The sequence below is a fragment of the Stenotrophomonas sp. GD04054 genome (genome assembly GCF_029836955.1).
In the GTDB taxonomy this organism is placed as follows: domain Bacteria; phylum Pseudomonadota; class Gammaproteobacteria; order Xanthomonadales; family Xanthomonadaceae; genus Stenotrophomonas; species Stenotrophomonas maltophilia_A.
Genome location: NZ_JAOECR010000010.1, coordinates 1 through 25464, shown reverse-complemented (window position 1 = coordinate 25464; position 25464 = coordinate 1). Strand labels below are relative to the sequence as shown.

Annotated in this window: 19 protein-coding genes; 15 read left to right on the top strand and 4 right to left on the bottom strand. The window is 67.5% G+C overall.

Annotated features, from left to right (window positions below):
* Positions 1–228: 228 nt before the first annotated feature.
* On the bottom strand, positions 229–864 hold the full coding sequence (locus N7573_RS07195; protein ID WP_032128715.1) for a hypothetical protein: 636 nt from the start codon (positions 862–864) through the stop codon (positions 229–231).
* A gap of 168 nt (positions 865–1032) precedes the next feature.
* On the opposite strand from N7573_RS07195, the gene N7573_RS07190 reads away from it, so the two are divergent.
* The 3 genes from N7573_RS07190 (at position 1033) to N7573_RS07180 (ending at position 6460) form a co-directional block, all read left to right on the top strand.
* Entirely contained in the window at positions 1033–4719 is a 3687-nt protein-coding gene (locus tag N7573_RS07190) for an indolepyruvate ferredoxin oxidoreductase family protein (RefSeq protein ID WP_049421094.1), read from the top strand.
* A 157-nt stretch (positions 4720–4876) separates the two neighbouring features.
* Positions 4877–5134: a helix-turn-helix transcriptional regulator gene (locus tag N7573_RS07185; RefSeq protein ID WP_004134030.1), complete on the top strand. Its 258-nt coding sequence runs from the start codon at positions 4877–4879 to the stop codon at positions 5132–5134.
* Between the two features lie 3 nt (positions 5135–5137).
* Entirely contained in the window at positions 5138–6460 is a 1323-nt protein-coding gene (locus N7573_RS07180) for a type II toxin-antitoxin system HipA family toxin (RefSeq protein WP_279913748.1), read from the top strand.
* Here N7573_RS07180 and N7573_RS07175 read toward each other — a convergent pair whose 3' ends face one another.
* Positions 6461–7075: a DUF938 domain-containing protein gene (locus N7573_RS07175; protein WP_049462868.1), complete on the bottom strand. Its 615-nt coding sequence runs from the start codon at positions 7073–7075 to the stop codon at positions 6461–6463.
* A 642-nt stretch (positions 7076–7717) separates the two neighbouring features.
* On the opposite strand from N7573_RS07175, the gene N7573_RS07170 reads away from it, so the two are divergent.
* The 9 genes from N7573_RS07170 to N7573_RS07130 are packed head-to-tail and all read left to right on the top strand — an operon-like array spanning position 7718 to position 20069.
* Positions 7718–9349: a TldD/PmbA family protein gene (locus N7573_RS07170; RefSeq protein WP_277778855.1), complete on the top strand. Its 1632-nt coding sequence runs from the start codon at positions 7718–7720 to the stop codon at positions 9347–9349.
* 30 nt (positions 9350–9379) lie between these two features.
* Positions 9380–11014, top strand: a complete 1635-nt coding sequence (locus N7573_RS07165; RefSeq protein ID WP_032128710.1) for a TldD/PmbA family protein — start codon at positions 9380–9382, stop codon at positions 11012–11014.
* Positions 11015–11035: 21 nt separating this feature from the next.
* Positions 11036–12370 (top strand): TldD/PmbA family protein, encoded by a 1335-nt coding sequence (locus tag N7573_RS07160; RefSeq protein WP_279913123.1) that lies wholly within the window; start codon positions 11036–11038, stop codon positions 12368–12370.
* Positions 12370–13077 (top strand): DUF4159 domain-containing protein, encoded by a 708-nt coding sequence (locus N7573_RS07155; RefSeq protein WP_032128709.1) that lies wholly within the window; start codon positions 12370–12372, stop codon positions 13075–13077. The genes N7573_RS07160 and N7573_RS07155 overlap by 1 nt, the downstream gene beginning before the upstream one ends.
* Before the next feature lie 16 nt (positions 13078–13093).
* Complete coding sequence (locus N7573_RS07150) at positions 13094–14077, top strand: MoxR family ATPase (protein WP_279913122.1); 984 nt, start codon at positions 13094–13096, stop codon at positions 14075–14077.
* 7 nt (positions 14078–14084) lie between these two features.
* Positions 14085–14981 carry a DUF58 domain-containing protein gene (locus tag N7573_RS07145; RefSeq protein ID WP_279913120.1) on the top strand — a complete coding sequence of 299 codons (897 nt, stop codon included), beginning with the start codon at positions 14085–14087 and terminating at the stop codon, positions 14979–14981.
* Positions 14978–16099, top strand: coding sequence for a BatA domain-containing protein (locus N7573_RS07140; protein ID WP_279913118.1), 1122 nt, complete (start codon positions 14978–14980; stop codon positions 16097–16099). Before N7573_RS07145 ends, N7573_RS07140 begins: the two co-directional genes overlap by 4 nt.
* Complete coding sequence (locus N7573_RS07135) at positions 16096–18258, top strand: hypothetical protein (protein ID WP_279913116.1); 2163 nt, start codon at positions 16096–16098, stop codon at positions 18256–18258. Before N7573_RS07140 ends, N7573_RS07135 begins: the two co-directional genes overlap by 4 nt.
* The gene (locus N7573_RS07130; RefSeq protein ID WP_279913114.1) at positions 18255–20069 is read left to right on the top strand and encodes a hypothetical protein; all 1815 of its coding nucleotides are present in this window, start codon (positions 18255–18257) and stop codon (positions 20067–20069) included. The genes N7573_RS07135 and N7573_RS07130 overlap by 4 nt, the downstream gene beginning before the upstream one ends.
* 99 nt (positions 20070–20168) lie before the next feature.
* Here N7573_RS07130 and N7573_RS07125 read toward each other — a convergent pair whose 3' ends face one another.
* On the bottom strand, positions 20169–20843 hold the full coding sequence (locus tag N7573_RS07125; protein ID WP_277778862.1) for a hypothetical protein: 675 nt from the start codon (positions 20841–20843) through the stop codon (positions 20169–20171).
* 39 nt (positions 20844–20882) lie between these two features.
* A complete protein-coding gene (locus N7573_RS07120) occupies positions 20883–21401 on the bottom strand; it encodes a hypothetical protein (RefSeq protein ID WP_277778863.1) in 519 nt (172 codons plus the stop codon).
* 212 nt (positions 21402–21613) lie between these two features.
* Between N7573_RS07120 and N7573_RS07115 the strand changes: the two genes are divergently transcribed.
* The 3 genes from N7573_RS07115 to N7573_RS07105 form a co-directional block, all read left to right on the top strand.
* On the top strand, positions 21614–24103 hold the full coding sequence (locus N7573_RS07115) for a DEAD/DEAH box helicase (RefSeq protein WP_279913110.1): 2490 nt from the start codon (positions 21614–21616) through the stop codon (positions 24101–24103).
* Positions 24100–25122, top strand: a complete 1023-nt coding sequence (locus tag N7573_RS07110; RefSeq protein ID WP_279913108.1) for a ribonuclease H-like domain-containing protein — start codon at positions 24100–24102, stop codon at positions 25120–25122. The genes N7573_RS07115 and N7573_RS07110 overlap by 4 nt, the downstream gene beginning before the upstream one ends.
* Before the next feature lie 66 nt (positions 25123–25188).
* Positions 25189–25464 (top strand): I78 family peptidase inhibitor (locus N7573_RS07105; RefSeq protein WP_279943113.1); only part of this gene is annotated, 276 nt, incomplete at its 3' end.

Genomic DNA, 25464 nt, shown 5'->3' with positions numbered 1-25464 from the left:
TACCAACAGCTGCCGGAATCTGTCGAAGGCGGGGCACTGTGGGTTTGCGGGGTGTGAGCCGCATGGATGCGGCGACCAAGCCCCCAGGACGGGTTTACGGCGGCCCCGCAAACCCACAGTGCCCCGCCATCCCGCAGGAAGCCCGCTGTTGCTTCGGCTGTTGCTGTTGCTGTTGCTTCAGCTGTTGCCTCTGCGGGTGCCGGGTGCAACCCGGCCGAACCCCTTCCCTCAGGGCCAGGCAGGTGGTGCGGCCGCCCAGGCCTGCTGCACCTCGGCCAGCGACGCGCGCTCATCCTCACGCCACTGCGGCAGCAGCTGCCCATAGTTGGCCGTGGTACTCCACTGCGTCGGCTCGGTGCGTACCGCAGCCGCATACCACTGCACCGCCTCCTGCTTCTGCCCCATCCGCCACAATGCCAACGCATAGGTCGGTGGCACCCAGGTGGGCTTCGTACGGGCGTTGCTGGCCGATACCAGCCACTGTTCCAGCGCCGCCTCCGGCTTGCCCTGGCGCAGCAGGTCCCAACCGTAGTTCCAGCGCACGCTGCGACCGCTGCTGCTCTGTGCCGGCGCCTCTTTCATCGCCTCGCCATACAGCTGCTCGGCCAGCTCGCCACGGCCCTGCGCGCCGGCCACCGATGCCAGCTGCACCGTCGCTTCCACCGCGCGGCGGCCGCGCTCACGCAGCTTGACCAGCTGGGCCACCAGCTCATCGCCCTCGCCCTGCACCGCCACCATCGGCGTTGCCGCCAGGTCGTTGTCGAAGTAGAACTCCTGTGGTGCCGGCACGGCCGGCGCGGCCCACGCAGTGGCCACTCCCGAGGCCAGCAGCACGCTGGCCAGGATCTTTCCTGGAACTGACATCCCTTCTCCCCAGGCCGCAACTGCAGCCTCCCTCTCTCTCCCCGATCCTAACCCCAGCACCGCCGCGGGCGCGAGTGCCGGGGCCTCGCGGCCCCGCTGCTACAATTCGCGCCTTTCCCGCCGCGTGCCTGCACGCGGCCGGTGCCAGCCGATCCTACCGGGCCAGCCATGACCAGTACCGCGCAACTCACTTCGCCCTCGTCCGCCGACCTGCTCGACCGTGATTACACGCTCGACCACAAGTACACCCGCAGCGAGGGGCGGATCTATCTGAGTGGCGTGCAGGCGCTGGTGCGGCTGCCGCTGATGCAGCGGCTGCGCGACGCCGCCGAAGGCATCGACAGCGCCGGCTTTGTCAGCGGCTACCGTGGCAGCCCGCTGGGTGGCTTCGACCTGGAGCTATGGCGCGCGCGCAAGCACCTTGAAGCAGCCAAGGTGAAGTTCACCCCGGGCCTGAACGAGGACCTGGGCGCCACCATGGTGTGGGGCACGCAGCAGACCAACCTGTTCCCCGGCGCCAACGTGCAGGGCGTGTTCGGCATGTGGTACGGCAAGGGCCCGGGCGTGGACCGCTGCGGCGACGTGTTCAAGCACGCCAATGCCGCCGGCACCTCGCGCTACGGTGGCGTGCTGGCACTGGCCGCCGATGACCATGCCTGCCGCAGTTCGACGCTGCCGCACGGCAGCGAGGACGAGTTCGTCAGCGCGATGATGCCGGTGCTGAACCCGGCCGGCGTGCAGGACATCCTCGACATGGGCCTGCTGGGCTGGGCGATGAGCCGCTATACCGGCCGCTGGGTCGGCTTCAAGACGATCGCCGAGACGGTGGAATCGTCGGCGTCGGTGCAGGTCGATCCGATGGCGCGCCGCATCGTGCTGCCGGAAGACTTCGAGATGCCGTCGGGTGGCCTCAACATCCGCTGGCCAGACCCGCCGCTGGACCAGGAAATGCGCCTGCACCGCTATGCGGTGAAGGCCGCACAGGCCTTTGCCCGCGCCAACGGCATCGACAAGGTGGTGATGGATGCGCCGCGCGCGCGGCTGGGCATCGTCACCACCGGCAAGAGCTACCTGGACGTGCTGCAGGCGCTGGAGTACCTGGGCCTGGACGAAGCCGCGTGCGCCGACATCGGCATCCGCGTGTACAAGGTCGGCATGACCTGGCCGCTGGAACCGCAGGGCATCGCGCGCTTCGCGCAGGGCCTGGAAGACATCATCGTGGTGGAGGAGAAGCGTGCCTTCATCGAGCGCCAGATGAAGGAACAGTTCTTCAACTGGCCGGCCAGCTGGGGCCAGCGCCCGTCCATCGTCGGCAAGTACGATGAAAGCGGCGAATGGATCCTGCCGTCCACCGGTGAGCTGACGCCGGCCACCATCGCCGGCGTGATCGGTCGCCGCATCCAGAAGTTCTTCAACAACGAATCGATCGAGCAGCGCCTGCAGTGGATGCAGGAGAAGGAAGCCGAGCTTGCGTTGCCGCGCGCCAGCTTCCCGCGCGTACCGCACTACTGCTCGGGCTGCCCGCACAACACCTCTACCCAGGTGCCGGAAGGCTCGCGGGCGCTGGCCGGCATCGGTTGCCACTACATGGTGACCTGGATGGACCGCAGCACCGACACCTTCACCCACATGGGCGGCGAAGGCGTGACCTGGGCCGGGCAGGCGCCGTTCACCGACACCCCGCACGTATTCCAGAATCTGGGCGACGGCACCTATTTCCACAGTGGCTCGCTGGCGATCCGCCAGGCGGTCGCCGCCGGCGTCAACATCACCTACAAGATCCTCTACAACGACGCGGTGGCGATGACCGGTGGCCAGCCGGTGGACGGCCCGCTGAGCGTGCCCGACATCGCAAAGCAGATGCGCGCCGAAGGCATCCACACCATCGTGGTGCTGTCGGACAACATCGGCAAGTGGACCGGCCAGCGCGAGCACTTCCCCAGCGACGTCGAGTTCCACGACCGCAGCGAGCTGGATGAGGTGCAGAAGCGCCTGCGCGAGGTGAAGGGTGTTTCGATCCTGATCTACGAACAGACCTGCGCCACCGAGAAGCGCCGCCGCCGCAAGCGCGGCAAGCTGGAAGATCCGCAGAAGCGCGTGCTGATCAATTCGCTGGTCTGTGAAGGCTGTGGCGACTGCGGCAAGAAGAGCTTCTGCGTGTCGGTACTGCCGAAGGAAACCGAGTTCGGGCGCAAGCGCGAGATCGACCAGTCCAACTGCAACAAGGACTATTCCTGCGTGAACGGTTTCTGCCCGAGCTTCGTCACCGTGCACGGTGGCCAGCCGCGCAAGGGCAGCAAGCGCGATGCTTCCACCCTGCTGGACAACCTGCCGGCACCGGCCATCCGCGGCACCCTCGAACAGCCCTGGAACATCCTGATCACCGGCGTCGGCGGTACCGGCGTGGTGACCATCGGCGCGCTGCTGGGCATGGCCGGCCACCTGGAAGGCAAGGGTGCGACCGTGCTCGATCAGACCGGCCTGGCACAGAAGGGCGGCGCGGTGACCACGCATATCCGCATTGCCCGTCGCCCTGAAGACATCCACGCCGTGCGCATCGCCGCCGGCGAAGCCGACCTGGTGGTGGGCTGCGACATGGTGGTGGTGAACGATTACTGGGCACTATCGAAGGTGCGTGCCGGCCGTTCGCAGGTGGTGCTGAACACCTACGAAGCAATGCCCGGCACCTTCACCACCCGCCCGGACATGCAGTTCCCCGCCGCCGACATCGTGGCCGGTGTGCGCGTGGCGCTGGGCGGCCAGGAGCCGTTGCTGCTGGATGCCACCCAGCTGGCCACCGCGCTGCTGGGCGATGCGATCGCCGCCAACCTGTTCATCCTCGGCTATGCGTGGCAGCAGGGCCTGGTGCCGCTGTCGTTCGAGTCGCTGATGCGCGCCATCGAGCTCAACGGTGCGGCCGTGGCGATGAACCAGCAGGCCTTCGCCTGGGGCCGCCTGGCCGTGGTCGACCCGCAGGCCGTGCAGCAGGCCGCCGGCCTGGTGCGCAACCGCCACACCGATACCGAATCCACTCCGGGCCCGCTGCACCCGCTGCCGCCGGGCGAGTGGGAGGGCAACGAATGGGGTGCCACCGCCGCACCGCGCAACACCGGCGACGAACGCGAACTGCGTGGCCTGCCCTCGCACGGTGGCGACGTGGCATTCCTGCCGCTGGACGACGCGCGCCTGTCGCGCTCGCTGGATGAAATGATCGAGCGCCGCGCCGCGTTCCTGGTCGAGTACCAGGACGCTGCCTACGCCAACCGCTACCGCAGCCTGGTCGAGCGCGTGCGCGCCGCCGAAGCCGACCGCATCGGCGGTTCCACCGCGCTGACCGAGACCGTAGCCCGTTACCTGTTCAAGCTGATGGCCTACAAGGACGAGTACGAAGTGGCCCGCCTGTATACCAGTGGCGACTTCCAGCGCCGCCTGCAGCAGCAGTTCGAGGGCGATTACCAGCTGCGCTTCCACCTGGCACCGCCGCTGTTCGCCAGGAAGGACGAGCAGGGCCGGTTGCTGAAGAAGGAATACGGCCCGTGGATGTTCAAGGCCTTCGGCCTGCTGGCCAAGCTGAAGTTCCTTCGCGGCGGCCGGCTTGATGTGTTCGGCCGCACCGAGGAACGCCGCATGGAGCGCAAGCTGATCGGCGATTACGAGGCCACCGTGCAGCTGCTGCTGGACGGCCTGGATGACGACCGCCTGGCGCTGGCGGTGGAAATCGCCAGCGTGCCCGAGCACATCCGCGGCTTCGGCCACGTCAAGGAAGCGCATTTCGAGCAGGCCAAGGCGCGCGAAGCCGCCCTGCTGGCGCAGTGGCGGAACCCAAAGGCGCTGCACATCGTGCAGGTGGCTTGAGCACCGCGGACGGCACGAAAGCAACCTATTGATTGCATATTGAGATAGCAATCGATAGGTTGCCTCCAGCGAAGGAAAGAGATAGGTTGCTTGTCGTAATGCAACCTATCCTTTGCGTACACGTTCGCGTACGGTCACTTTCTAGGGGACTGCCGATATGGACAGGCCGCTGCACACGGTGAGGACACCTCAACAACTGGCACCGCTGATGCGTGCGTTCAGGCGCCAGGCGGGCCTGAGCCAGGCGCAGTTGGCGGCACAGCTCGGCATAAGCCGCCAGGCAGTAGGCGCATTGGAGCGCGACCCGGCATCGGCAAGCTTCGAACGGCTGATGCGGGTCTGGGCAGTGCTGGGTCTGGAAGTCAGATTGCAGCAGCGAAGCCCCCCGGAGACAACGTCAACGTTGGAGTGGTGAGCCATGGGTACGTTGCGGGTCTGGATGAATGGTGTCGAGGTCGCGCTCTGGGATGATGTCCGGAGCGGCTCTTCCCGGCTTTCGTACGTCGACTCGTGGATCAGCTCCGCCCAGTCCCGGCCGTTGTCACTCTCACTGCCCCTGCTCCCGGAGGGTGAGAGCCATCGGGGCGATGTCGTCAACAACTACTTCGACAACCTTCTTCCCGACAACGCCGTCATCCGCAACCGGATCCGCGACAGGTTCTCCACGCGCAGCAGCGACACATTCGATCTTCTCGAAGCCATTGGCCGGGATTGCGTCGGCGCAGTGCAACTGCTGCCGCTTTCGCATACACCGGGGGACATCCAGCAGATTACGTGCGAAGCGTTGGACGAATCAGGCGTCGCTGCGATCCTGCGTCAGGTGACGGCAGGGAATCTACCTGGCGCACCCACCAGTGATGATGCGTTCCGCATATCCATCGCCGGTGCGCAGGAGAAGACGGGACTTCTGCTGCATGCTGGCCAGTGGTGCATTCCTACCGGCAGTACCCCATCCACCCATATCTTCAAGCTGCCGCTTGGCATTGTGGGCAACATGCGGGCGGACATGCACCAATCCGTCGAGAACGAATGGCTGTGCATGCAACTGCTTTCCGCCTTTGGAATCCCCGTTGCGAATACGCAGATGGGACGCTTCAAGGACGAACGCGCGCTTATTGTGGAGCGATTCGACCGCCGCCTTTCTGCGGATCGCCGGTGGTGGCTGCGGCTGCCGCAGGAAGACATGTGCCAGGTCTTCGGTCTGCCCGCTGCCAGGAAGTATGAATCCGATGGCGGCCCAGGCATCGTGACCATCATGGATCTGCTTCGACAATCCGAGCATTTCGAGGATCGGACGACCTTCTTCAAGACGCAGATTCTTTTCTGGATGTTGGCTGCAACCGATGGACATGCCAAGAACTTCAGTGTTTACCTCGAAGCCGGTGGACGCTTCCGCCTGACACCCGTCTACGACGTATTGTCGGTGCATCCCATCCTGGGTAGGGGGCCAAACCAGCTCGACCCGCGGAATGCACAGCTCGCCATGTCCGTCCAGGGCAAGAATCGCCACCGGAAGCTGCACCTTGTGCGACGACGCCATTGGAACGAAACCGCACGCGCCTGTGGTGTCGCTGATGATGCGGAGCCGTGGATCGAAGCGCTGATCGCAGCCGTCGAACCCGCCATCGAGCAGGTCACGCGTCAGCTCCCAAGTGATTTCCCCGTAAACGTGTCCGAACCCATTTTCAACGGGCTGCGCGCTGCGGCGGCACGCCTTTCCAGCATGTCGCCGGACGCCTGATCACCCCAGCCGCCACAGCAGCAACCGGTTGTTGGCCGGCATCGCCACATCACCCAGGCGGGTGAAGCCGTTGTCCGCCGCCAGCGCCTGCACCGCTTCCACATCGCGGATGCCGCTGCGTGGATCACGCGCCTTCAGCCAGGCATCGAACTGCGCGTTGCTGTCGCTGGTGTAGCGACCGCCGTAGTTGAACGGGCCGTACACCGCCAGCAGCGCACCATGCCGCAGCACCGACGGCAGCGCGGCGAACAGCGCCTGCACATGCTCCCAGCCCATGATGTGCAACGTGTTGGCACTGAATGCGGCATCGAACGTGCTGCCCTCGGGCAACGACAGGCCCGGCGCCGGGGGGAGTTCCACCTGCAGTGCCACCGGCGGCAGCAGATTCAGCAACGCCGCCTCCGCGCGCCAGGCCTCGATGCCCGGCAGATGGTCCGGATGATCGCTAGGCTGCCAGCGCAGCCAGGGCCAGCGCTCGGCGAAGAACGCCGCGTGCTGGCCGGTGCCACTGCCGATCTCCAGCAGCCGATGGCGGTCGCCCATCCACGGGTCGAGTGCGGTGGCGATGGGTTCGCGGTTGCGCTCGCAGGCTTCTGAATACGGCTTGCTCGACATCATGGACGGTGTCCAGGCGGGGTCGGCCCCATTGTGCACGAGGGGGTGTCTGCAGGGCTTGCAGCCCTGCACCCGCAGGAGCCGGAGCAACAGCAACAGCCAAAGCAACTGCAACAGCGGGCTTCCTGTGGGATGGCGGGGTGGATCCGGTTGCGGGGGACGCCGTGAATCCATCCATGGCGCTCACGCCCCCGCAACCGGACCCATCCCGCCTTCGACAGTTTTCTGCGGTCTGTCGGAACGGCTCTGACCCCGGATACATTTCGATATCTGACATCGATATCTGACAGACGTGTCGACCAAGGTCGACACCTACCAACAGCCGAGTGAACCTGTCGAAGGTGGGGCGGTGTCGGATTGCGGGGTGTCAGCCGCATGGATGTGGCTGCCAAGCCTACAGGGACGTACTTGCGGCGTCCCCGCAGTCCGACACCGCCCCACCAACCCACGGAATGCCGCTCTGGCTTTGGCCGTTGCCGTTGCCGTTGCATTGAGCAGGTGCAGGGCTGCAAGCCCTGCCGAAACCCACCCAACCATGACTGCAGTCACTTGCCCGGACGCGCCGCGCTGGCGAAAGTCGAGGAGTTGACGTGATCGGTCCGGCCCGTTGCCAACCGCACGCAAGCGAGAGAGAGAAACGCTGTGCAACGACGTGAGTTCCTGGCTTTTTCCGGTCTGGGCCTGGCGGGCCTGCTGCTGCCGCATTCCCGTGCCATCGCCGCCGAGCAGCTGCTCGCCCCGGTCGATACCGCCCAGCGCAGACGCCTGGCGGACGTTGCGCTCGCCGCCGCACGCACCGCCAAGGCCAGCTACTGCGACGTGCGCATCGGCCGCTATCTCAACCAGTCGGTCATCACCCGCGAGCACCAGGTCGGCAATGTGACCAACCGCGAATCGTCCGGTATCGGCGTGCGGGTGATCGTCAACGGCGCCTGGGGCTTTGCCGCTACCCACCAGCAGACCGAGGCTGCCGTGCGCGCGGCGGTCGAGCAGGCCGCAGCGATCGCCCGCGCCAACGCCGGCATCCAGACCCGGCCGGTGCAGCTGGCACCGACGCCGTCGGTGGGCGAGGTGCACTGGCAGACCCCGGTGCGCAGGAACGCGATGGCGGTGCCGATCCAGGACAAGGTCGAGCTGCTGCTGGCGCTCAACGCCGCCGCGCTGAATGCGGGCGCCGACTACATCAATTCCACCCTGTTCCTGGTCAATGAACAGAAGTACTTCGCCTCCAGCGACGGCTCGTTCATCGACCAGGACATCCACCGCATCTGGCTGCCGTTCACTGCCACCGCCATCGACAAGGCCAGCGGCAGGTTCCGCACCCGTGCCGGGCTGTCCTCGCCGATGGGCATGGGCTACGAGTTCCTCGATGGCGATGCGCGCGGCAAGGTGCAGCTGCCCGGGGGCATCACCGCCTACCGCGATTCCTACGACCCGGTCGAGGACGCCATCGCCGCCGCCCGCCACGCGCGCGAGAAGCTGAAGGCGCCGTCGGTGAAGCCGGGCAAGTACGACCTGGTGCTGGACCCGTCCAACCTGTTCCTGACCATCCACGAGAACGTTGGCCACCCGCTGGAGCTGGACCGCGTGCTCGGCTACGAAGCCAACTACGCCGGCACCAGCTTCGCCACGCTGGACAAGCGCGATGCCGGTTTCCGCTGGGGCAGCGACATCGTCACCTTCTTCGCCGACAAGACCCAACCGGGCAGCCTCGGTGCGGTCGGCTACGACGACGAAGGCGTCAAGACCCAGCGCTGGGATCTGGTGCGCGACGGCATCCTGGTCGATTACCAGGCCACCCGCGATGAGGCCCACATCCTCGGCCGCAACGCCTCGCACGGCTGCAGTTACGCCGATTCCTGGTCCAGCGTGCAGTTCCAGCGCATGGCCAATGTCTCGCTGGCACCTGGCAAAAAGCCACTCAGCGTCGAGGACATGATCAAGGACGTGGAGAACGGCATCTACATCCACGGCCGCGGGTCGTATTCGATCGACCAGCAGCGCTACAACGCGCAGTTCGGCGGCCAACTGTACTACCAGATCAAGGACGGAAAGATCGCCGGCATGGTCGAGGATGCGGCCTACCAGATCCGTACGCCGGAATTCTGGAATGCCTGCACTGCGATCTGCGACGAGCGTGACTTCCGCCTGGGTGGTTCGTTCTTCGACGGCAAGGGCCAGCCCGGCCAGGTCTCGGCGGTCTCGCACGGTTCGTCCACCACCCGCTTCAACGGCATCAACATCATCAACACCGCGCGCAGTCTCGGCGCTTGAGCCACCCATCCTTCGACATGGAGAGCAGCCTTGCAAAGACGTGACTTCCTGGCCCTGACCGGGCTTACCGCGGGCGGGCTGATCGTGCCTTCCTTCTTCGGCAAGGCGATTGCCGCCGAACAACTGCAGAGCACGCTGGACCTGGGGCTGAAGAAGCGCCTGGCCGATGCGGCGCTGGCCGCTGCCCGCCAGGCCGGTGCCACCTACTGCGACGTGCGCATTGGCCGCTACCTGCGCCAGTTCGTGATCACCCGCGAGGACAAGGTGCAGAACGTGGTGAACACCGAGTCCACCGGCGTGGGCATCCGCGTGATCGTCAACGGTGCCTGGGGCTTCGCCGCCACCAATGCGCTGGGTACGGCCGATGTAGCCAAGGCCGCGCAGCAGGCCGCAGCAATCGCCAAGGCCAATGCCGGCGTGCAGACCGCACCGGTACAGCTGGCCAAGGCGCCGGGCGTGGGTGAGGTGAGCTGGCGCACGCCTATCCGCAAGAATGCGATGGAAGTGCCGATCAAGGACAAGGTCGGCCTGCTGCTGGACGTCAACGCTGCGGCGATGGGCGCCGGTGCCAGCTTCGTCAACTCGATGCTGTTCCTGGTCAACGAGCAGAAGTACTTCGCCTCCACCGATGGTTCCTATATCGACCAGGACGTGCACCGCATCTGGGCACCGATGACGATCACCGCCATCGACAAGTCCAGCGGCAAGTTCCGTACCCGCGAAGGCCTGTCCTCGCCGATGGGCCTGGGCTACGAGTATCTGGACGGCGCGGCTGCCGGCAAGGTGGTCAGCCCGAATGGCGTGGTCAACTACAGCTCTTCCTACAACATGAAGGAAGATGCCATCGCCGCCGCCAAGCAGGCGCAGGAAAAGCTGAAGGCCCCGTCGGTGAAGCCGGGCAAGTACGATCTGGTGCTCGACCCGTCGCACACCTGGCTGACCATCCATGAGTCGATCGGCCACCCGCTGGAGCTGGACCGCGTGCTCGGCTACGAAGCCAACTACGCCGGCACCAGCTTCGCCACCCTGGACAAGCGCGAACAGCATTTCCAGTACGGCAGCGAGCTGGTCAACATCTTCGCCGACAAGACCCAGCCGGGCAGCCTCGGTGCGGTGGCGTACGACGATGAAGGCGTGAAGTGCAAGCGCTGGGACCTGATCAGCAACGGCAAGCTGGTGGATTACCAGACCATCCGCGACCAGGCCCACATCCTCGGCAAGACCGAGTCCGACGGCTGCTGCTACGCCGACTCGTGGTCCAGCGTGCAGTTCCAGCGCATGGCCAACGTGTCGATGGCACCGGGCAAGAAGCCGCTGAGCGTGCCGGACCTGATCAAGGACGTGGAGAACGGCATCTACATCATCGGTGATGGTTCGTTCTCGATCGACCAGCAGCGCTACAACGCGCAGTTCGGCGGCCAGCTGTTCTACGAGATCAAGAACGGCCAGATCACCCGCATGCTGGAAGACGTGGCCTACCAGATCCGCACGCCGGAGTTCTGGAATGCCTGCACCGCCGTCGCCGACGAGCGCGACTACCGCCTGGGCGGTTCGTTCTTCGACGGCAAGGGCCAGCCGGGCCAGGTCTCGGCGGTCTCGCACGGTTCGTCGACCGCGCGTTTCAACGGCATCAACGTCATCAACACCGCACGCAGCCTCGGCTGATCGGTCAGGAGCCCTTACACCATGAGTATCTTCACCGAAGCCCAGGCCAAGGCCATCCTCGACAAGGTCATCGCCCTGTCCAAGGCCGACGAGTGCACCGCCGTGCTGGCCGGCGCGATCAGCGGCAACATCCGTTTCGCACTGAACAACGTCTCCACCAGCGGCATCGTCGACAACACCGAGCTGGCGGTCACCGTTGCCTTCGGCAAACGCGTCGGCACTGCCTCGATCAACGAGTTCGACGATGCCGCGCTGGAACGCGTGGTGCGCCGTGCTGAAGACCTGGCCCGCCTGGCGCCGGAGAACCCGGAGTTCATGCCGGCCATCGGCAAGCAGAGCTATCGCGCCAGCCCGACCTTCAGCGAATCCACCGCTGCGATCGATCCGGCCTTCCGCGCCAAGGTCGCCGCCGATTCGATCGCCCCGTGCCGTGGCCACGGCCTGATCGCCGCCGGCTTCCTCGAGGACGGCCAGGGCTTCCAGGCCACCGCCAACAGCAACGGCAACTTCGCCTACCAGCGCACCACCAACTTCGACTACACCTGCACCGTGCGTACCGAAGATGGCCGCGGTTCGGGCTGGGTCGGCCGCAACCTGAAGGATGCCGCCGACTTCAAGGCCGACCAGGACATCCTCATCGCCATGCGCAAGGCCACCGAATCGGCCGAAGCCAAGGCGCTGGAGCCGGGCAAGTACACGGTGATCCTGGAACCGGCCGCGGCCGCAGGCCTGATCAGCTTCATGATGAACTTCTTCAGCGCACGCTCGGCCGATGAGGGCCGCAGCTTCCTGTCGAAGAAAGGCGGCGGCAACAAGCTGGGCGAGCAGGTCTACGACCCGCGCGTGACCATGATTGCCGATCCGTGGCATCCGGACGCACCGGTGCTGCCGTGGGACGGCGAAGGCATGCCACGCGAGCGCATGGCCATCATCGAGAACGGCAAGATCGCCAACCTGGACTACTCGCGCTTCTGGGCGCAGAAGCAGGGCAAGACCGCCAAGGCAACGCCGGGCAACCTGCTGATGAGCGGTGGCGACAAGAGCACCGCCGAGCTGGTGCGCGGCACCCAGAAGGGCATCCTGGTCACCCGTACCTGGTACATCCGCATGGTCGATCCGCAGACCGTGCTGCTGACCGGCCTCACCCGCGACGGCACCTTCTACATCGAGAACGGCCAGATCAAGCACCCGGTGAAGAACTTCCGCTTCAACGAATCGCCGGTGATCATGCTCAACAACATCGAAGAGCTGGGCAAGCCGGTGCGCGTGGCCGGTGATGAATCCAGCTACGTGATGATGATCCCGCCGATGAAGCTGCGCGATTTCACCTTCACCTCGCTGTCCGACGCGGTCTGATGGATCGCCGGGCCTGCCTGCGCTGGTTGGCCGCTGCCGCTTCGGCGGCGGCGCTGCCGGCCTTGGCGCAGTCAGGCCCGCGCAGTTCGCGCTACGACTTCTGGTTCACCCGCCTGCAGTACGACTCCGGCGACTGGGATGTGGACGCGCGCATGCCGTCCAACCTGATCACCTCGCTGATCGACTACACCTCGCTGCGCGTGGATCCGCAGGAGCATGTGGTGGCGCTGGCCGATCCGCGCATGCTGGAAGCGCCGTTCTGCTACCTGGCCGGGCACACGCTGGTGGAGTTCAACGCCGCCGAGCGGCAGAACTTCGTGCGCTATGTGCGCAATGGCGGCTTCGTCTTCGTCGACGACTGTAACCACGATATCGACGGCCTGTTCGCCACCTCGTTCGAGGCGCAGATGGGTCGCCTGTTTGGTCCCAAGGCACTGCAGAAGCTGCCCAACAGCCACCCGCTGTACCGCAGCTTCTTCCGCTTCCCCGATGGCCCGCCCGCCACCAGCTTCGAACTCAACGGCTGGGGCGACGACCTGGTGCACGACTATCTGAAGGGCATCGAGGTCGATGGCCGCCTGGGCCTGCTCTACAGCAACAAGGACTACGGCTGCGAGTGGGACTACGACTGGCGCAACAAGCGTTTCCTGGCCGAAGACAACACCCGCTTCGGCGTCAACATCGTGATGTACGCGTTGAACAATTGATAGGACCTGCACGACCATGACTTCCCCCGACCTCGATTCCCTGTTGCCGCGCCTGGATGCGCTGCGCGCCGCGCTTGCACGCGCCGTGGTGGGCCAGAACACCGTGGTCGAACAGCTGCTGATCGGCCTGCTGGCCGGCGGCCACTGCCTGCTGGAAGGTGCGCCCGGGCTCGGTAAGACCCTGCTGGTGCGCTCGCTCGGGCAGGCGCTGGAACTGCAGTTCCGGCGCGTGCAGTTCACCCCGGACCTGATGCCCAGCGACATCCTCGGCACCGAGCTGCTGGAGGAAGACCACGGCACCGGCCATCGCCACTTCCGTTTCCAGCAGGGCCCGATCTTCACCCACCTGCTGCTCGCAGACGAACTCAACCGCACCCCGCCCAAGACCCAGGCCGCGCTGCTGGAAGCGATGCAGGAACGCACGGTCAGCTACGCCGGCACCACCTACGCATTGCCCGCGCCATTCTTCGTGCTGGCTACGCAGAACCCGATCGAGCAGGCCGGTACCTACCCGCTGCCGGAGGCACAGCTCGACCGCTTCCTGCTGCACGTGCTGGTGGATTACCCGAGCGAGGACGAAGAGCGGCAGATCCTGGAACAGACCACCGGCGGTGCCACCGACGCGGTGCCGAAGGTGATGGATGCCGAAGCGGTGATCGCGCTGCAGGCCGCGGTGCGCCAGGTGCATGTCAGCCCTGATGTGCTGGCCTGGATCACCCGCCTGGTGCGCGCCAGCCGCCCAGGCGAAGGCGCACCGGCGGCGATCAACCAGTGGGTGAAATGGGGTGCCGGCCCGCGCGCCGGGCAGTCGCTGGTGCTGGCGGCGAAGGCACGCGCATTGCTGCAGGGCCGCTTCGCCGCCACCCGCGAGGATGTGCAGGCACTGGCCGCACCGGTGATGCGCCATCGCCTGCTGCTGTCGTTCGCCGCCGAGGCCGAGCAGAAGCGTGCCGACGACGTGGTCGCCGCCCTGCTGCAGGCCGTGCCGTTCCCGGGTTGAGCCACGCGTGAACGCAGGTGCCCCGCTGACGTTGCCACCGGAACTGCGTGCGCGCCTGCGCCTGCTGCGGTTGCGGCCGCGCCTGGCCAGCGGTGCGAGCGGCATCGGCCAGCACGCCAGCCGCAGCCGTGGTGCCGGCCTGGAGTTCGCTCAGTACCGGGCCTACGAGCCGGGCGACGAACTGCGCCAGATCGACTGGAAGCTGTACGCCCGCTCGGACCGCTTCTTCGTGCGCGAATCCGAGCGCGAAAGCCCGATTACGGTCTGGCTGCTGCTCGATGCCACCGCCTCGGCCGGCCAGGCCGATCGCGCGGCACCACAGCGCACGCGCCTGGATCATATGCGCGGCGTTGCCGCCTGCCTGGTCGAGCTGGCCCTGCAGCAGGGCGACCGTTTCGGCCTGCTGGCGATCAATGGCGATGGGCTGCAGCTGGTGCCCGCAGCGAGCGGCGCACGCCAACGCGACCGCGTGCACCTTCAACTTCATGCGCTGCAGGCACGCGGCGGCTGGCCATCGGCGGATCGACTACGCCCGCTGTGGGAACGCGTACGCCCCGGCGACATGCTGCTGGCCATTGGCGATGGCTTTGATGAAGCCAGCATCGTGCTGCTGGAACAACTGGCCAGCGCGCGCCGTGAAGTGGCCCTGCTGCAGATCCTGACTGCCGACGAACGCGACTTCCCATTCGACGCCGGCCACCGCTTCCGCGACCCGGAAACCGGCGAGGAACTGCTGGGCGATGGCGCGGCGATCCGCGCCGACTACCTGCAGCGCTTCGCCGACGCACGTACCGCATTGCAGTCGCGGCTGCAGGCCAGCGGGATTGCCAGCGCAGCCGGCTGGCTCGACCAGCCGCTGGACCAGCCGCTGCAGGCGCTGTTCGGCCGTGGGGGCGATCCATGACCCTGCTGTTCCCGCTGGGGCTGGCAGCGCTGGCCGCGTGGCTGCTGCCGCTGCTGATTCACCTCGCCCGCCGCCATCCGTATACGCCGCTGGATTTTGCCGCGCTGCGCTGGCTGCGCGTGCAGATCCGGCCGCGCCAGCGCATCCGCTTCGATGACTGGCCGTTGCTGCTGGTGCGCCTGCTGTTGCTGGCCGCGCTGGCCTTGTTGCTGGCACGGCCTGCGTTGACCGGTCCCGCTCCGACCCCCAGTGCGTGGACGGTGGTGGCCCCAGGACTGGATGCCACGGCGCTGCGTGGCACGGCCAAGGATGGCAACTGGCATTGGCTGGCACCCGGCTTCCCGGCCATTGATCAGGCGCCCCCCGCAGCCAGCGCATCCCTGCCCAGCCTGCTGCGCGAACTGGACACGCAGCTGCCCGTTGGCACCGCATTGACCGTGCACGTTCCCGATCCCCTGCCCGGCCTGGATGGCGCCCGCCTGCAGCTGTCGCGTGAGGTGCAATGGCACACGCAGCCGATGCCGGTCACTGCGCAACCGCGTGCCGCAACGTCGCCGCGCCTGCGCGTGCACAGCGATGCTTCGGCCGCTGCCCAGCACTGGTTGAATGCACTGCAGCGCGCATGGGGCGTGCAGGCGCCGCTCGCTCCTCTGGTGGCGGATGCCCTGCCCGAACGCGGCGAGATCGGCGTATGGAGCCGCAACGACGCACTGCCGGCGAACTGGCAGGCCTGGCTGCGCGACGGCGGCAGTGTGCTGATCGCCGCCAAGCCCGCCACGGAAGCCCAGGTCCTGCTGCGCAGCGCCGAAGGCGTGCCGCTGTTGTGGCAGCAACGTGTCGGCCTTGGCCGCCTGCTGTCACTACCGGGTGATTGGGATGCCGCCAGCAACACCGCGCTGCGCGATCCACAGCTGCCGCGTTCCCTGCTGCTGGCCCTGCAGCCGCCGCCGTCGCCACGCGTGGGCGATGCACAGGACCAGGCGCCGCGCCAGATTGCACTGCCCGCCGCAGCGTCGCCGGTGCGTGAGCCCACGGCGTGGCTTCTGCTGGCAATCGTGCTGCTGTTCGCACTGGAACGCTGGATGGCCAGCAGCGCGCGGCGCAGGGCGATCGCATGAAGACGCTGCAGCATGCCTGGCAACGTGCGCGTCGTCGCCGCGCCGCCATCACCCTGCTGCTGGGCCTGCCGTGGGCGCTGGCTGCGACGGCGCTCGCACTGCGGCTGTCCGGTTTCGATATCGCCTGCGTGGTCGCCACGGTCAGCCTGCTCGCCTGCGCGGCCTTCGCCACTGCACGTGCCCGCCAGCTGGACCGCCAGTGGCTGCAGCGCCAACTCGATGGCAGTGGTGCCAGCGAGGACAGCGCCGATCTGCTGTTCGCCGATACGCTCACCCTCAATCCGCTGCAGCAGCGCCAGCGCGCACATGTGCTGGCCACGCTGGAACGCGCGATGCCGGAACTGCGTCCGCGCTGGCCGCGTGGGGCATTGGCGTTGTGCGGGATCGCAGGCCTGGCCATCGTTGCACTGGCAGTCGGCTGGCCACGTTCCAGCCCCGTCTCCGCGCCAGCCCGTACGGCGGCACCTGGCAGCACGGCTGCCGCGGGCCCACTGCACCTGCAGTCCACCCGCCTGCGCATCGACGCACCGGCTTATACCGGCCAGTCCACGCTCACCCAGAACGCACTGGATGCCAAGGTCGCCGCCGACAGCCAGCTGTCGTGGTCGTTGCGCTTCGACCACGCACCGGACAAGGCATGGCTGCAGTTCCACGATGGTCGCCGGTTGCCACTGAGCGAGCACGATGGACAGTGGCAGGCGCAGGATGTGGCACGCACGCCGGTGCTGTACCGCGTGGTGAGCGAACCGGCACTGGCAGAGACCCGCCTGCATCGGCTGGATGTAGTGGCCGACCGCGCGCCCAGCGTGCGCGTGCTGGAGCCCTCCGCCAGCCTGGTGCTGGGCACGCCGGGGCAACGCAAGTGGGCGCTGCGCTTCGAGGCCAGCGACGATTACGGTGTCGCGGCGCAGGCAACGCTGTCGATCACCACCACCCAGGGCAGCGGCGAGAACATCACCTTCGTGAAGCGCAGCGTCACGCTTGCCGGCAGCGGCGAAGCCACCGCGCGGCGTTTCGCCCACACCCTTGATCTGGCTGCGCTGGGCGCACAACCGGGCAACGATGTCATCGCCCAGCTGGAGGTGCGCGACAACCATGCGCCCACGCCGCAGACCGGACGCAGCAGCAGCGTGATCCTGCGCCTGCCCAGCGCCGAAGTCGCGCTCGGTGCAGAGCTCGAGGGCCGCATCAAGAAGACCCTGCCGGCCTACTTCCGCAGCCAGCGGCAGATCATCATCGATGCCGAAGCGCTGATCCGGCAACGACGCAGCCTGGCCGCCGAGGACTTCGTGAAGCGCAGCGATGCGATCGGTGTCGATCAGCGCATCCTGCGCCTGCGCTACGGCCAGTTCCTGGGTGAGGAAAGCGAAGGTGCGCCGAAGCCACCGCCGACCAGCGACCTGCCCACCAGCGATACGCCCGCCGCAGACGATCACGATCACGACCACGACCATGGCGCCGAGGCCGGAGCGCACGATGAGCATGGCCACGATCACGGCGGCAAGGCGTCCAATGCCGATACGCCATCGGTGTTCGGCAGCGCCACCGACGTGCTCTCGGAATACGGACACACCCATGACCACGCCGAGGCGGCCACCCTGCTCGATCCGCAGACCCGCGCCACGTTGAAGGCCGCGCTGGACCAGATGTGGTCGGCCGAAGGCGAGCTGCGCCAGGGCCGTCCGGAGCAGGCATTGCCCTTCGCCTACAAGGCATTGGGTTTTATCAAGCAGGTGCAGCAGGCCGAACGCATCTATCTGGCCCGGGTCGGGCCGGAGCTGCCACCGATCGATGAGGGCCGCCGCCTCGGCGGTGACCGTGCCGGGCTGGCCAGTCGTGAACTGCCGCTGGCCGCCCGCACCCCGCCCGATCCGGCCATCGTCGAAGCCTGGCAGCGTCTCGGCGACGACACCGGCGCGCCGGATCTGGATGCGCTCGCGACCTGGCAGCAGCGCAACGCGGCCTACCTGCCCGATGCACTCGATCTGGCTGCGGCCATCGAGCAGCTGCGCATCGAGCCCGGTTGCCACGACTGTCGCCAGCGCCTGCGTGCACAGTTGTGGCGGGCGCTGCAGCGTCCGCTGCCGCAGGTGATGCGGCGCAGTGCCGCCGATGCGATGGGGCAGCGGTACCTTGATGCGCTGGAGGCGCAGCCATGAACGCCTCCGCTGTGAACCTGTGGATTGCACTGGCACTCGCCCTGATCGTGGTCTTCGCCAGCGTGCGCCAGCTGCGTGGAAACACCGCGCACCCTGGCCGCCGGTGGATCGTGATCGCACTGCAGATCATCGTCGCCGCGCTGCTGTATTTCTGCCTGGTGCCGCTCACCCGCCAGCAACCTGCAGGCGGGCTGGTGGTGCTCGGAACCGATGCCGGCAAGGACGGCGCACTCCCGGGCAGCGAAGGCCCGCTGTTGCTGTTGCCGGAAGCTGCCGATGTGCCCGGCGCACAGCGCGTACCCGACCTGGCCACCGCGCTGCGCCAGCATCCGGCCGCCACGCTGACGCTGGTCGGTGCTGGCCTCGCCGCACGTGATCGCGACGCGGTGTTGCCGCCGGATGTACGTTGGCAGGCCGCACCGGAGCCGCGCGGCTGGATCGCACTGCAACCACCGGCCGATGTCGCTCCCGGTGCTCGTTTTGACGTCCAGGCACAGGCGCGTGGCGCGGCCAAAGCGAAAGCGAAAGCAGAGCTGCTCGACCCCGCCGACAGCGTGGTTGATCGCACGGACGTTGCCGAGGACGGGCGCGTGAAGCTCAGCGGCATCGCCCGCGCCGAAGGCCGCAGCGTGTTCCAGCTGCGCCTGCTTGACGCCGACGGCCATGTGGTGGACAGCGTACCGGTGCCGCAGCAGACCCTGCCGGCCGCACCGCTGCGCCTGCTGGTGCGCGCCAGCGCGCCGGGTCCAGAGCTGAAGTATCTGCGGCGTTGGGCGGCCGATGCCGGCATCCGCGTGCAGGTGCAGGCCGATACCGGGGCGGGTGTCAGCGTGGGAGATGGCGCGGTCGCGCTGGATGCGGCGTCACTCGCGCGCAGCGATCTGCTGTTGCTGGACGAGCGCAGCCTGGCCGCATTGAGTGCCGGCCAGCTGGCTGCCGTGCGGCAGGCGTTGCGCGAGGGACTGGGCGTGCTGGTACGCGGTGCGGGCGCACCTTCGGCCAGCGCGCGCCAGCGCCTCCGCGATCTGGGCCTGCCGGTGCAAGGCGATGGCAGCAGCCACGCCCTCGAACTTCCCGGCGACGGCGACAGCGCGGTCCTCGCCGCACGGCGTGGCCCGCTCGCCGCGGGTACGCTGCCGACCGGCTACGGCGAAGAGGCTGACCGCAGCTCGCACAATGCTCCCCTGCCTGTGCTGGAAGCACTCGCGCTGCAGGCACCGGGCAGCACCGCCCTGCTGCAGGATGGCACGGGCAAGGCTGTCGGTGGCTGGCGCGCTGCCGGCAAGGGCCGCATCGGCCTGCTGCCGCTGACCGACAGCTGGCGCTGGGTACTGGCCGGGCGCGACGACCGCCACGGCGAACTGTGGAGCGGCGTGGTGGCCACGCTGGCACGCGCACAGGGCAGCGCTGATGCGCTGTGGTCACCGCAACCGATCAGCTGGGCAGGCGAACGGCAGGCGCTGTGCGGTGTGCAGGCGCCGCTGCAGGTCTTCAACAAGCGTGGCGACGATGTACCCCTGATCGTCGATGGCGCGACGTCGGCGCTGCGCTGCGTCGGCTGGTGGGCCCGTGAGGCAGGCTGGCAGCGCCTGCAGCATGGCGGCAGCGTTGTCTGGCGCTATGTGTTCGATCCGAAGGATGCACCGACGCTGCATCGGCAGGCGATGATCGATGCGACCACGCGTGCATTGGCTGCCAGCACGCCGGCAGACGCGTCAGTGATGCAACCCGTGGCAGGCCCACGCTGGCCGTGGTGGCTGGCGTTCGTGTTGTGCGCATCGCTGCTGTGGTGGCTGGAACGGCGACGCTGAGCCCATCGATTGGATCGCGGACAGCATCCACGCATGGCGTGGATCTACTGGCCGGTTGCCCTGGTAGATGCCAACCTTGGTTGGCGCCTTTCCGCGGGGTCAACGCGTGCCGGCGCGCCGGTACACGCCGTTGAAGCGCACGTTCATGCCACCGCATTCGCTGTTGTCGGCCACGATCAGCACCTCCCCCAGCGAATGCACGCGCACCTTGCAGGTGTCCTCTACAAACTCGACATCGGCACCACGCGGCGCCGCGCGCGCTTCCACCTGGCCCATGTTCGGCCCGTAGGGACGCTGCTCCGGCGTGGGGTTGGCGGAGGGCCAGTAGGCGTCACCCTCCACATGCAGCTGCCCGCCCTGCACGGTGATGCGCAGGCCGTTGTCGCCGTCCTTCCAGTGGCCCGCCCAATCCTGCAGCGACGGCACGACCACCGGCAATGCCTGCAGCTTGCTGCGGTCCACCCAACCAGCACTGCCACCCACCTTGTTCGGGAAGAACGCGCAGCGGTAGCGGCCAAGATCACGCCCGGTCACCACGGTATCGCCATTGACCACATAGCTGCGCTGTCGGCAGGCCGGTTCGCCCTTCGCCGGGCAGCCGTCCATGTCGCCAAGCAGGTACAGACGGGGCGCATCGACCACCCGCGCCAGAGCGAACCGGCTCTGTTCAGAGGGAAACGCGCCATTGCGGCAGGCGCCATCATCGGCGATGCCATCGGCGAAGGCGGACGCCGGCAGCAATGCGGCCAGCAGGCAGATCGAACGCAGGAACATGGCAGCACTAGCGGTGGGGAGCCGGCAGGATATACCGGCCTACTTCACCGGCGGTGCATCGCCGGCATCCTGCTCCCGGGAGAACCGCAGCGCACGCTGCTGCTGTTCGGCACTGAGCTCCGGCGGTGGCCGCGCCACGGCGGCCTGGATCTGCGCCGGTCCGCCGGTGAGTTTGTTGATCCCCTTGGCCGCCGCCATCACACCCTTGACCACGCCCATCATGATGTAGCCACCGCCCATGCTGACCTGCTCCGGCGACGGCGGTTCGCTCCAGTCGCGACTGAAGCGGTTGTCGCCGAACTTCACCGGGTTCTTGAAACGGTACAGATCCAGCGGCTCGTCTTCGGGCTTGAGCGCACGCACTTCGCCAAGGGTGGTGACGTTGTCCTGCGGCAGGGTGGTGGAGATCGGCGCGGTGGTTGCCGCCGGCGCATCTGCAGGAGGTTCGGGCGCTGGGTCGGGCACCGCTACCGGCGTGGCCTGCTGCGCCTGCGCGATACCGGCCAGCAGCATGCTGGCCAGGACGGCTCCCTGCGTTCCACGTCGTGCCACAGCCATCCACCCTGTTGGTTGCGTCCAGCACCCAAGGATACGGATGCCGGCTTCAGATTTCGTTGCTGCACTGGCAGCTGTTCAGCCAGGGGAGATGCGGCGACGCCACGGGACGCGAGCACTGAACGGTTCATGCCCTTGGTGTGCGGTGTCTCACATCCTGAGACGTGAGTGTGGTGCCATGTGACCCCTCGCAATCCGTCCCGGCTCCACTTTCCATGGCTTACGAACTCGCCAAGCGCACCGCCGATGCCGAGCAGAAGCTCGCCACCCGCGATGGCCTGCCCGCCCGCGACGGCGCACTGCTCAGCGCGCGCCTGCAGCGCCGCTACCAGGACCGCATCACCGGCAGCTTTGCCATTCCCGGCCGCGAAGGCCGCTATGCGCCCATTCCCGATTCGGTTCCGCCGGCACTGGCTGCCGCCCTGAAGGCGCGTGGCATCGAACAGCTCTACAGCCACCAGGCCGAGGCCTGGAACGCCAGCCAGCGCGGCGAGCACGTGGCCATCGTCACCCCCACCGCCAGCGGCAAGTCGCTGTGCTACACCCTGCCGGTGGTCAGCGCGGCGATGCAGGACAAGGCCAAGGCGCTGTACCTGTTCCCGACCAAGGCACTGGCCCAGGACCAGGTGGCCGAGCTGCTGGAACTCAACCGCGCCGGCGATCTGGGCGTAAAGGCCTTCACCTTCGATGGCGACACTCCCGGCGATGCGCGCCAGGCCATCCGCCTGCACGGCGACATCGTGGTGTCCAACCCGGACATGCTGCACCAGGCGATCCTGCCGCATCACACCAAGTGGGCGCAGTTCTTCGAGAACCTGCGCTACGTCGTCATCGACGAAGTGCACACCTATCGTGGCGTGTTCGGCAGCCACGTCACCAACGTGCTGCGCCGGCTCAAGCGCATCTGCGCGTTCTACGGCGTGCAACCGCAGTTCATCCTGTGCTCGGCCACCATCGGCAACCCGCAGGCGCATGCCGAGGCGCTGATCGAGGCACCGGTCACCGCCATCACCGAATCCGGCGCGCCCAGCGGGCCCAAGCAGGTGCTGCTGTGGAACCCGCCGGTGATCAATCCGGACCTGGGCCTGCGCGCCTCGGCACGCTCGCAGAGCAACCGCATCGCACGCATTGCGATCAAGTCCGGGCTGAAGACCCTGGTGTTCGCGCAGACCCGCTTGATGGTCGAGGTGCTGACCAAGTACCTGAAGGACATCTTCGACCACGACCCGCGCAAGCCGCCGCGCATCCGCGCCTACCGTGGCGGCTACCTGCCCACCGAACGCCGCGAGACCGAGCGTGCGATGCGCGCCGGCAACATCGACGGCATCGTCAGCACCTCGGCGCTGGAGCTGGGCGTGGATATCGGCAGCCTGGACGTGGTCATCCTCAACGGCTACCCCGGCAGCGTGGCCGCCACCTGGCAGCGCTTCGGCCGTGCCGGCCGCCGTCAGCAGCCAGCGCTGGGGGTGATGGTGGCCAGTTCGCAGCCGCTGGACCAGTACGTGGTGCGGCATCCGGACTTCTTCGCCGAGGCCTCGCCCGAGCACGCGCGCATCGCGCCGGACCAGCCGCTGATCCTGTTCGACCACATCCGCTGCGCGGCGTTCGAGCTGCCGTTCCGGGTCGGCGATGGCTTCGGCCCGATCGACCCGGAAGTGTTCCTGGAAGCGCTGGCAGAGACAGAAGTGATCCACCGCGAAGGCGAGCGCTGGGAATGGATCGCCGACAGTTACCCGGCCAACGCGGTCAGCCTGCGTGCGGTGGCCGATGGCAACTTCGTGGTGGTCGATCGCAGCGATGGCCGCCAGCAGATCATCGCCGAGGTCGACTATTCCGCTGCCGCACTCACCCTGTATGAAGGTGCCATCCACATGGTGCAGTCCACGCCCTACCAGGTGGAGACGCTCGACTGGGACGGCCGCAAGGCCTACGTCACCCGCACGCATGTGGATTACTACACCGACAGCATCGACTTCACCAAGCTCAAGGTGCTGGACCGCTTCGACGGCGGCGTGGCCGGCCGGGGTGATTCGCATCATGGCGAAGTGCACGTGGTGCGCCGCGTGGCCGGCTACAAGAAGATCCGCTACTACACCCACGAGAACATCGGCTACGGCCCGGTGAACCTGCCCGACCAGGAACTGCACACCACTGCGGTGTGGTGGCAGCTACCGCAGGCACTGCTGCTGCGCGCCTTCGCCAGCAAGCAGGATGCGCTGGATGGCTTCCTCGGCGCCGCCTATGCGCTGCACATCGTCGCCACCGTGGCGGTGATGGCCGATGCGCGCGACCTGCAGAAGTCGGTCGGCAACGGCGATGGTGCCTGGTTCGCGATTGCCGACCAGAGCGGCCGTGGTCAACTGCGCGGCAGCGAAGGAGATCCTGGTGTGGTGGAGCTGCTGCAGGAGTTCGTGCCCACCGTGTATCTGTACGACAACTTCCCCGGCGGCGTCGGCCTGAGCGAACCGCTGTGGCAGCGCCAGGCCGAGCTGGTGCAGCGCGCGCGCGAACTGGTGCAGCGCTGCGACTGCAAGGCCGGCTGCCCGGCCTGCGTGGGCCCGGTGCTGGCCGCGCAGGAAGAGGATGACACCTCGCCGCGTGCGCTGGCGCTGCGCGTGCTGGACCTGTTCGATGGCGAGGCCTGCCGGCACGTGCCCGACGTGGTGGTGACCACGCGCGATCCGATGGAGCTGCTGGCACCGTGAGCCTGAGCCTGGACAAGCTGCGCCTGCTGCGGAAGCAGGCCGGTGACCCGAAGGCAGTCACGCCGGCTGCGCCCGAGCCGCCGCCCGCAGCGCCGGCACCGGTTGCCGCCAATGATGCGCGGCAGCCACCGGCCGAGCGTTCGGTGTTCGCCTGGGTCGAACAGGAAGTCCGCCACAAGCCAACCGGCGCTGCGGCCTCCACACCGGCACCCGCACCGCTGCGTCGGCCGGAAGTGGGCAGCCTGCATCGCCTGCTCGGCCTGCGTTCGCGGGGTGTAGCCGCGCCGGCACGCGCCAGCGCGCAGGATCGCCAGCTGCCCGGTGAGGAGATCGCACCGGGCCTGTTCCTGATCGAATCGCTGCAGCCGCAGCCCATTCCGGCACAGCCGCTGTCACTGGATTTCGCCCGCCGCGAAGGCGAACACGTATCCCCGCTTGACCTGCTGTTCTTCGATACCGAGACCACCGGCCTGGCCGGCGGCACCGGCACCCGCGCCTTCATGATCGGGGCCGCCGACTGGCATGTGTGCCCGCAACGCGGCGAAGGCCTGCGCATCCGCCAATTGTTGATGGCGACGATGGCCGCCGAGGACGCGATGCTGGCCACCTTCGCCCGCTGGCTGCAGCCGTCCACCGTGTTCTGCAGCTACAACGGCCGCAGCTACGATGCGCCGCTGCTGAAGGCGCGCTACCGGCTGGCCCGCCAGCGTTGCCCGATCAGCGCGCTGGATCACGTCGACCTGCTCTATCCGACCCGTCGCCGCTATCGCGGCACGTGGGAGAACTGCAAGCTGTCCACCATCGAGCGCCAGCTGCTGCGCGTGGTGCGCGAGGACGACCTGCCCGGTTCTGAAGCGCCGGGCGCATGGCTGCGCTTCCTGCGCGGCGGCGACGCGGTGAACCTGCGCCGGGTGGCCGACCACAACCACCAGGACGTGGTGACCTTGGCCCTGCTGCTGCAGCGGCTGGTACGGGAAGAACAACGTGAGCGCGAAACCCTGGCGCTGGTCGGGCAGTAGGCGTTGACGCAGCCTGACGGTGGCAGCGGTGACACTGCCGCCACCATCCACGCCTGGAGACCGACGATGCGCCTCAGCCCCCTGGTCCTGCTCGCCATCCTGCCCTTGGCCGCCTGCAGTCACGCCGGCAGCAGCACCACCCACGATCCCGCGCCGGCACCCGTGGCCGATGCTGCGCACGAATGCAGGCCGGAGGCGCTGGAGGCCTTCACCGGCAAGACCGCCGACGAAGCCACGATCAAGAAACTGGTGGCTGACAGCGGCGCGCGCGGTGCACGGGTAGTCAAACCCGGCATGGCGGTGACCATGGACTTCCGCCAGGACCGCGTGACCGTGCAGGTG

What these genes read in the sequence shown, in the direction of transcription:
- N7573_RS07190 (WP_049421094.1), top strand. Translation starts at nt 1,033, where the DNA reads ATGACCAGTACCGCGCAACTCACTTCGCCCTCGTCCGCCGACCTGCTC.
- N7573_RS07125 (WP_277778862.1), bottom strand. Translation starts at nt 20,843, where the DNA reads ATGTTCCTGCGTTCGATCTGCCTGCTGGCCGCATTGCTGCCGGCGTCC.
- N7573_RS07185 (WP_004134030.1), top strand. Translation starts at nt 4,877, where the DNA reads ATGGACAGGCCGCTGCACACGGTGAGGACACCTCAACAACTGGCACCG.
- N7573_RS07180 (WP_279913748.1), top strand. Translation starts at nt 5,138, where the DNA reads ATGGGTACGTTGCGGGTCTGGATGAATGGTGTCGAGGTCGCGCTCTGG.
- N7573_RS07130 (WP_279913114.1), top strand. Translation starts at nt 18,255, where the DNA reads ATGAACGCCTCCGCTGTGAACCTGTGGATTGCACTGGCACTCGCCCTG.
- N7573_RS07160 (WP_279913123.1), top strand. Translation starts at nt 11,036, where the DNA reads ATGAGTATCTTCACCGAAGCCCAGGCCAAGGCCATCCTCGACAAGGTC.
- N7573_RS07115 (WP_279913110.1), top strand. Translation starts at nt 21,614, where the DNA reads ATGGCTTACGAACTCGCCAAGCGCACCGCCGATGCCGAGCAGAAGCTC.
- N7573_RS07120 (WP_277778863.1), bottom strand. Translation starts at nt 21,401, where the DNA reads ATGGCTGTGGCACGACGTGGAACGCAGGGAGCCGTCCTGGCCAGCATG.
- N7573_RS07135 (WP_279913116.1), top strand. Translation starts at nt 16,096, where the DNA reads ATGAAGACGCTGCAGCATGCCTGGCAACGTGCGCGTCGTCGCCGCGCC.
- N7573_RS07140 (WP_279913118.1), top strand. Translation starts at nt 14,978, where the DNA reads ATGACCCTGCTGTTCCCGCTGGGGCTGGCAGCGCTGGCCGCGTGGCTG.
- N7573_RS07175 (WP_049462868.1), bottom strand. Translation starts at nt 7,075, where the DNA reads ATGTCGAGCAAGCCGTATTCAGAAGCCTGCGAGCGCAACCGCGAACCC.
- N7573_RS07195 (WP_032128715.1), bottom strand. Translation starts at nt 864, where the DNA reads ATGTCAGTTCCAGGAAAGATCCTGGCCAGCGTGCTGCTGGCCTCGGGA.
- N7573_RS07155 (WP_032128709.1), top strand. Translation starts at nt 12,370, where the DNA reads ATGGATCGCCGGGCCTGCCTGCGCTGGTTGGCCGCTGCCGCTTCGGCG.
- N7573_RS07150 (WP_279913122.1), top strand. Translation starts at nt 13,094, where the DNA reads ATGACTTCCCCCGACCTCGATTCCCTGTTGCCGCGCCTGGATGCGCTG.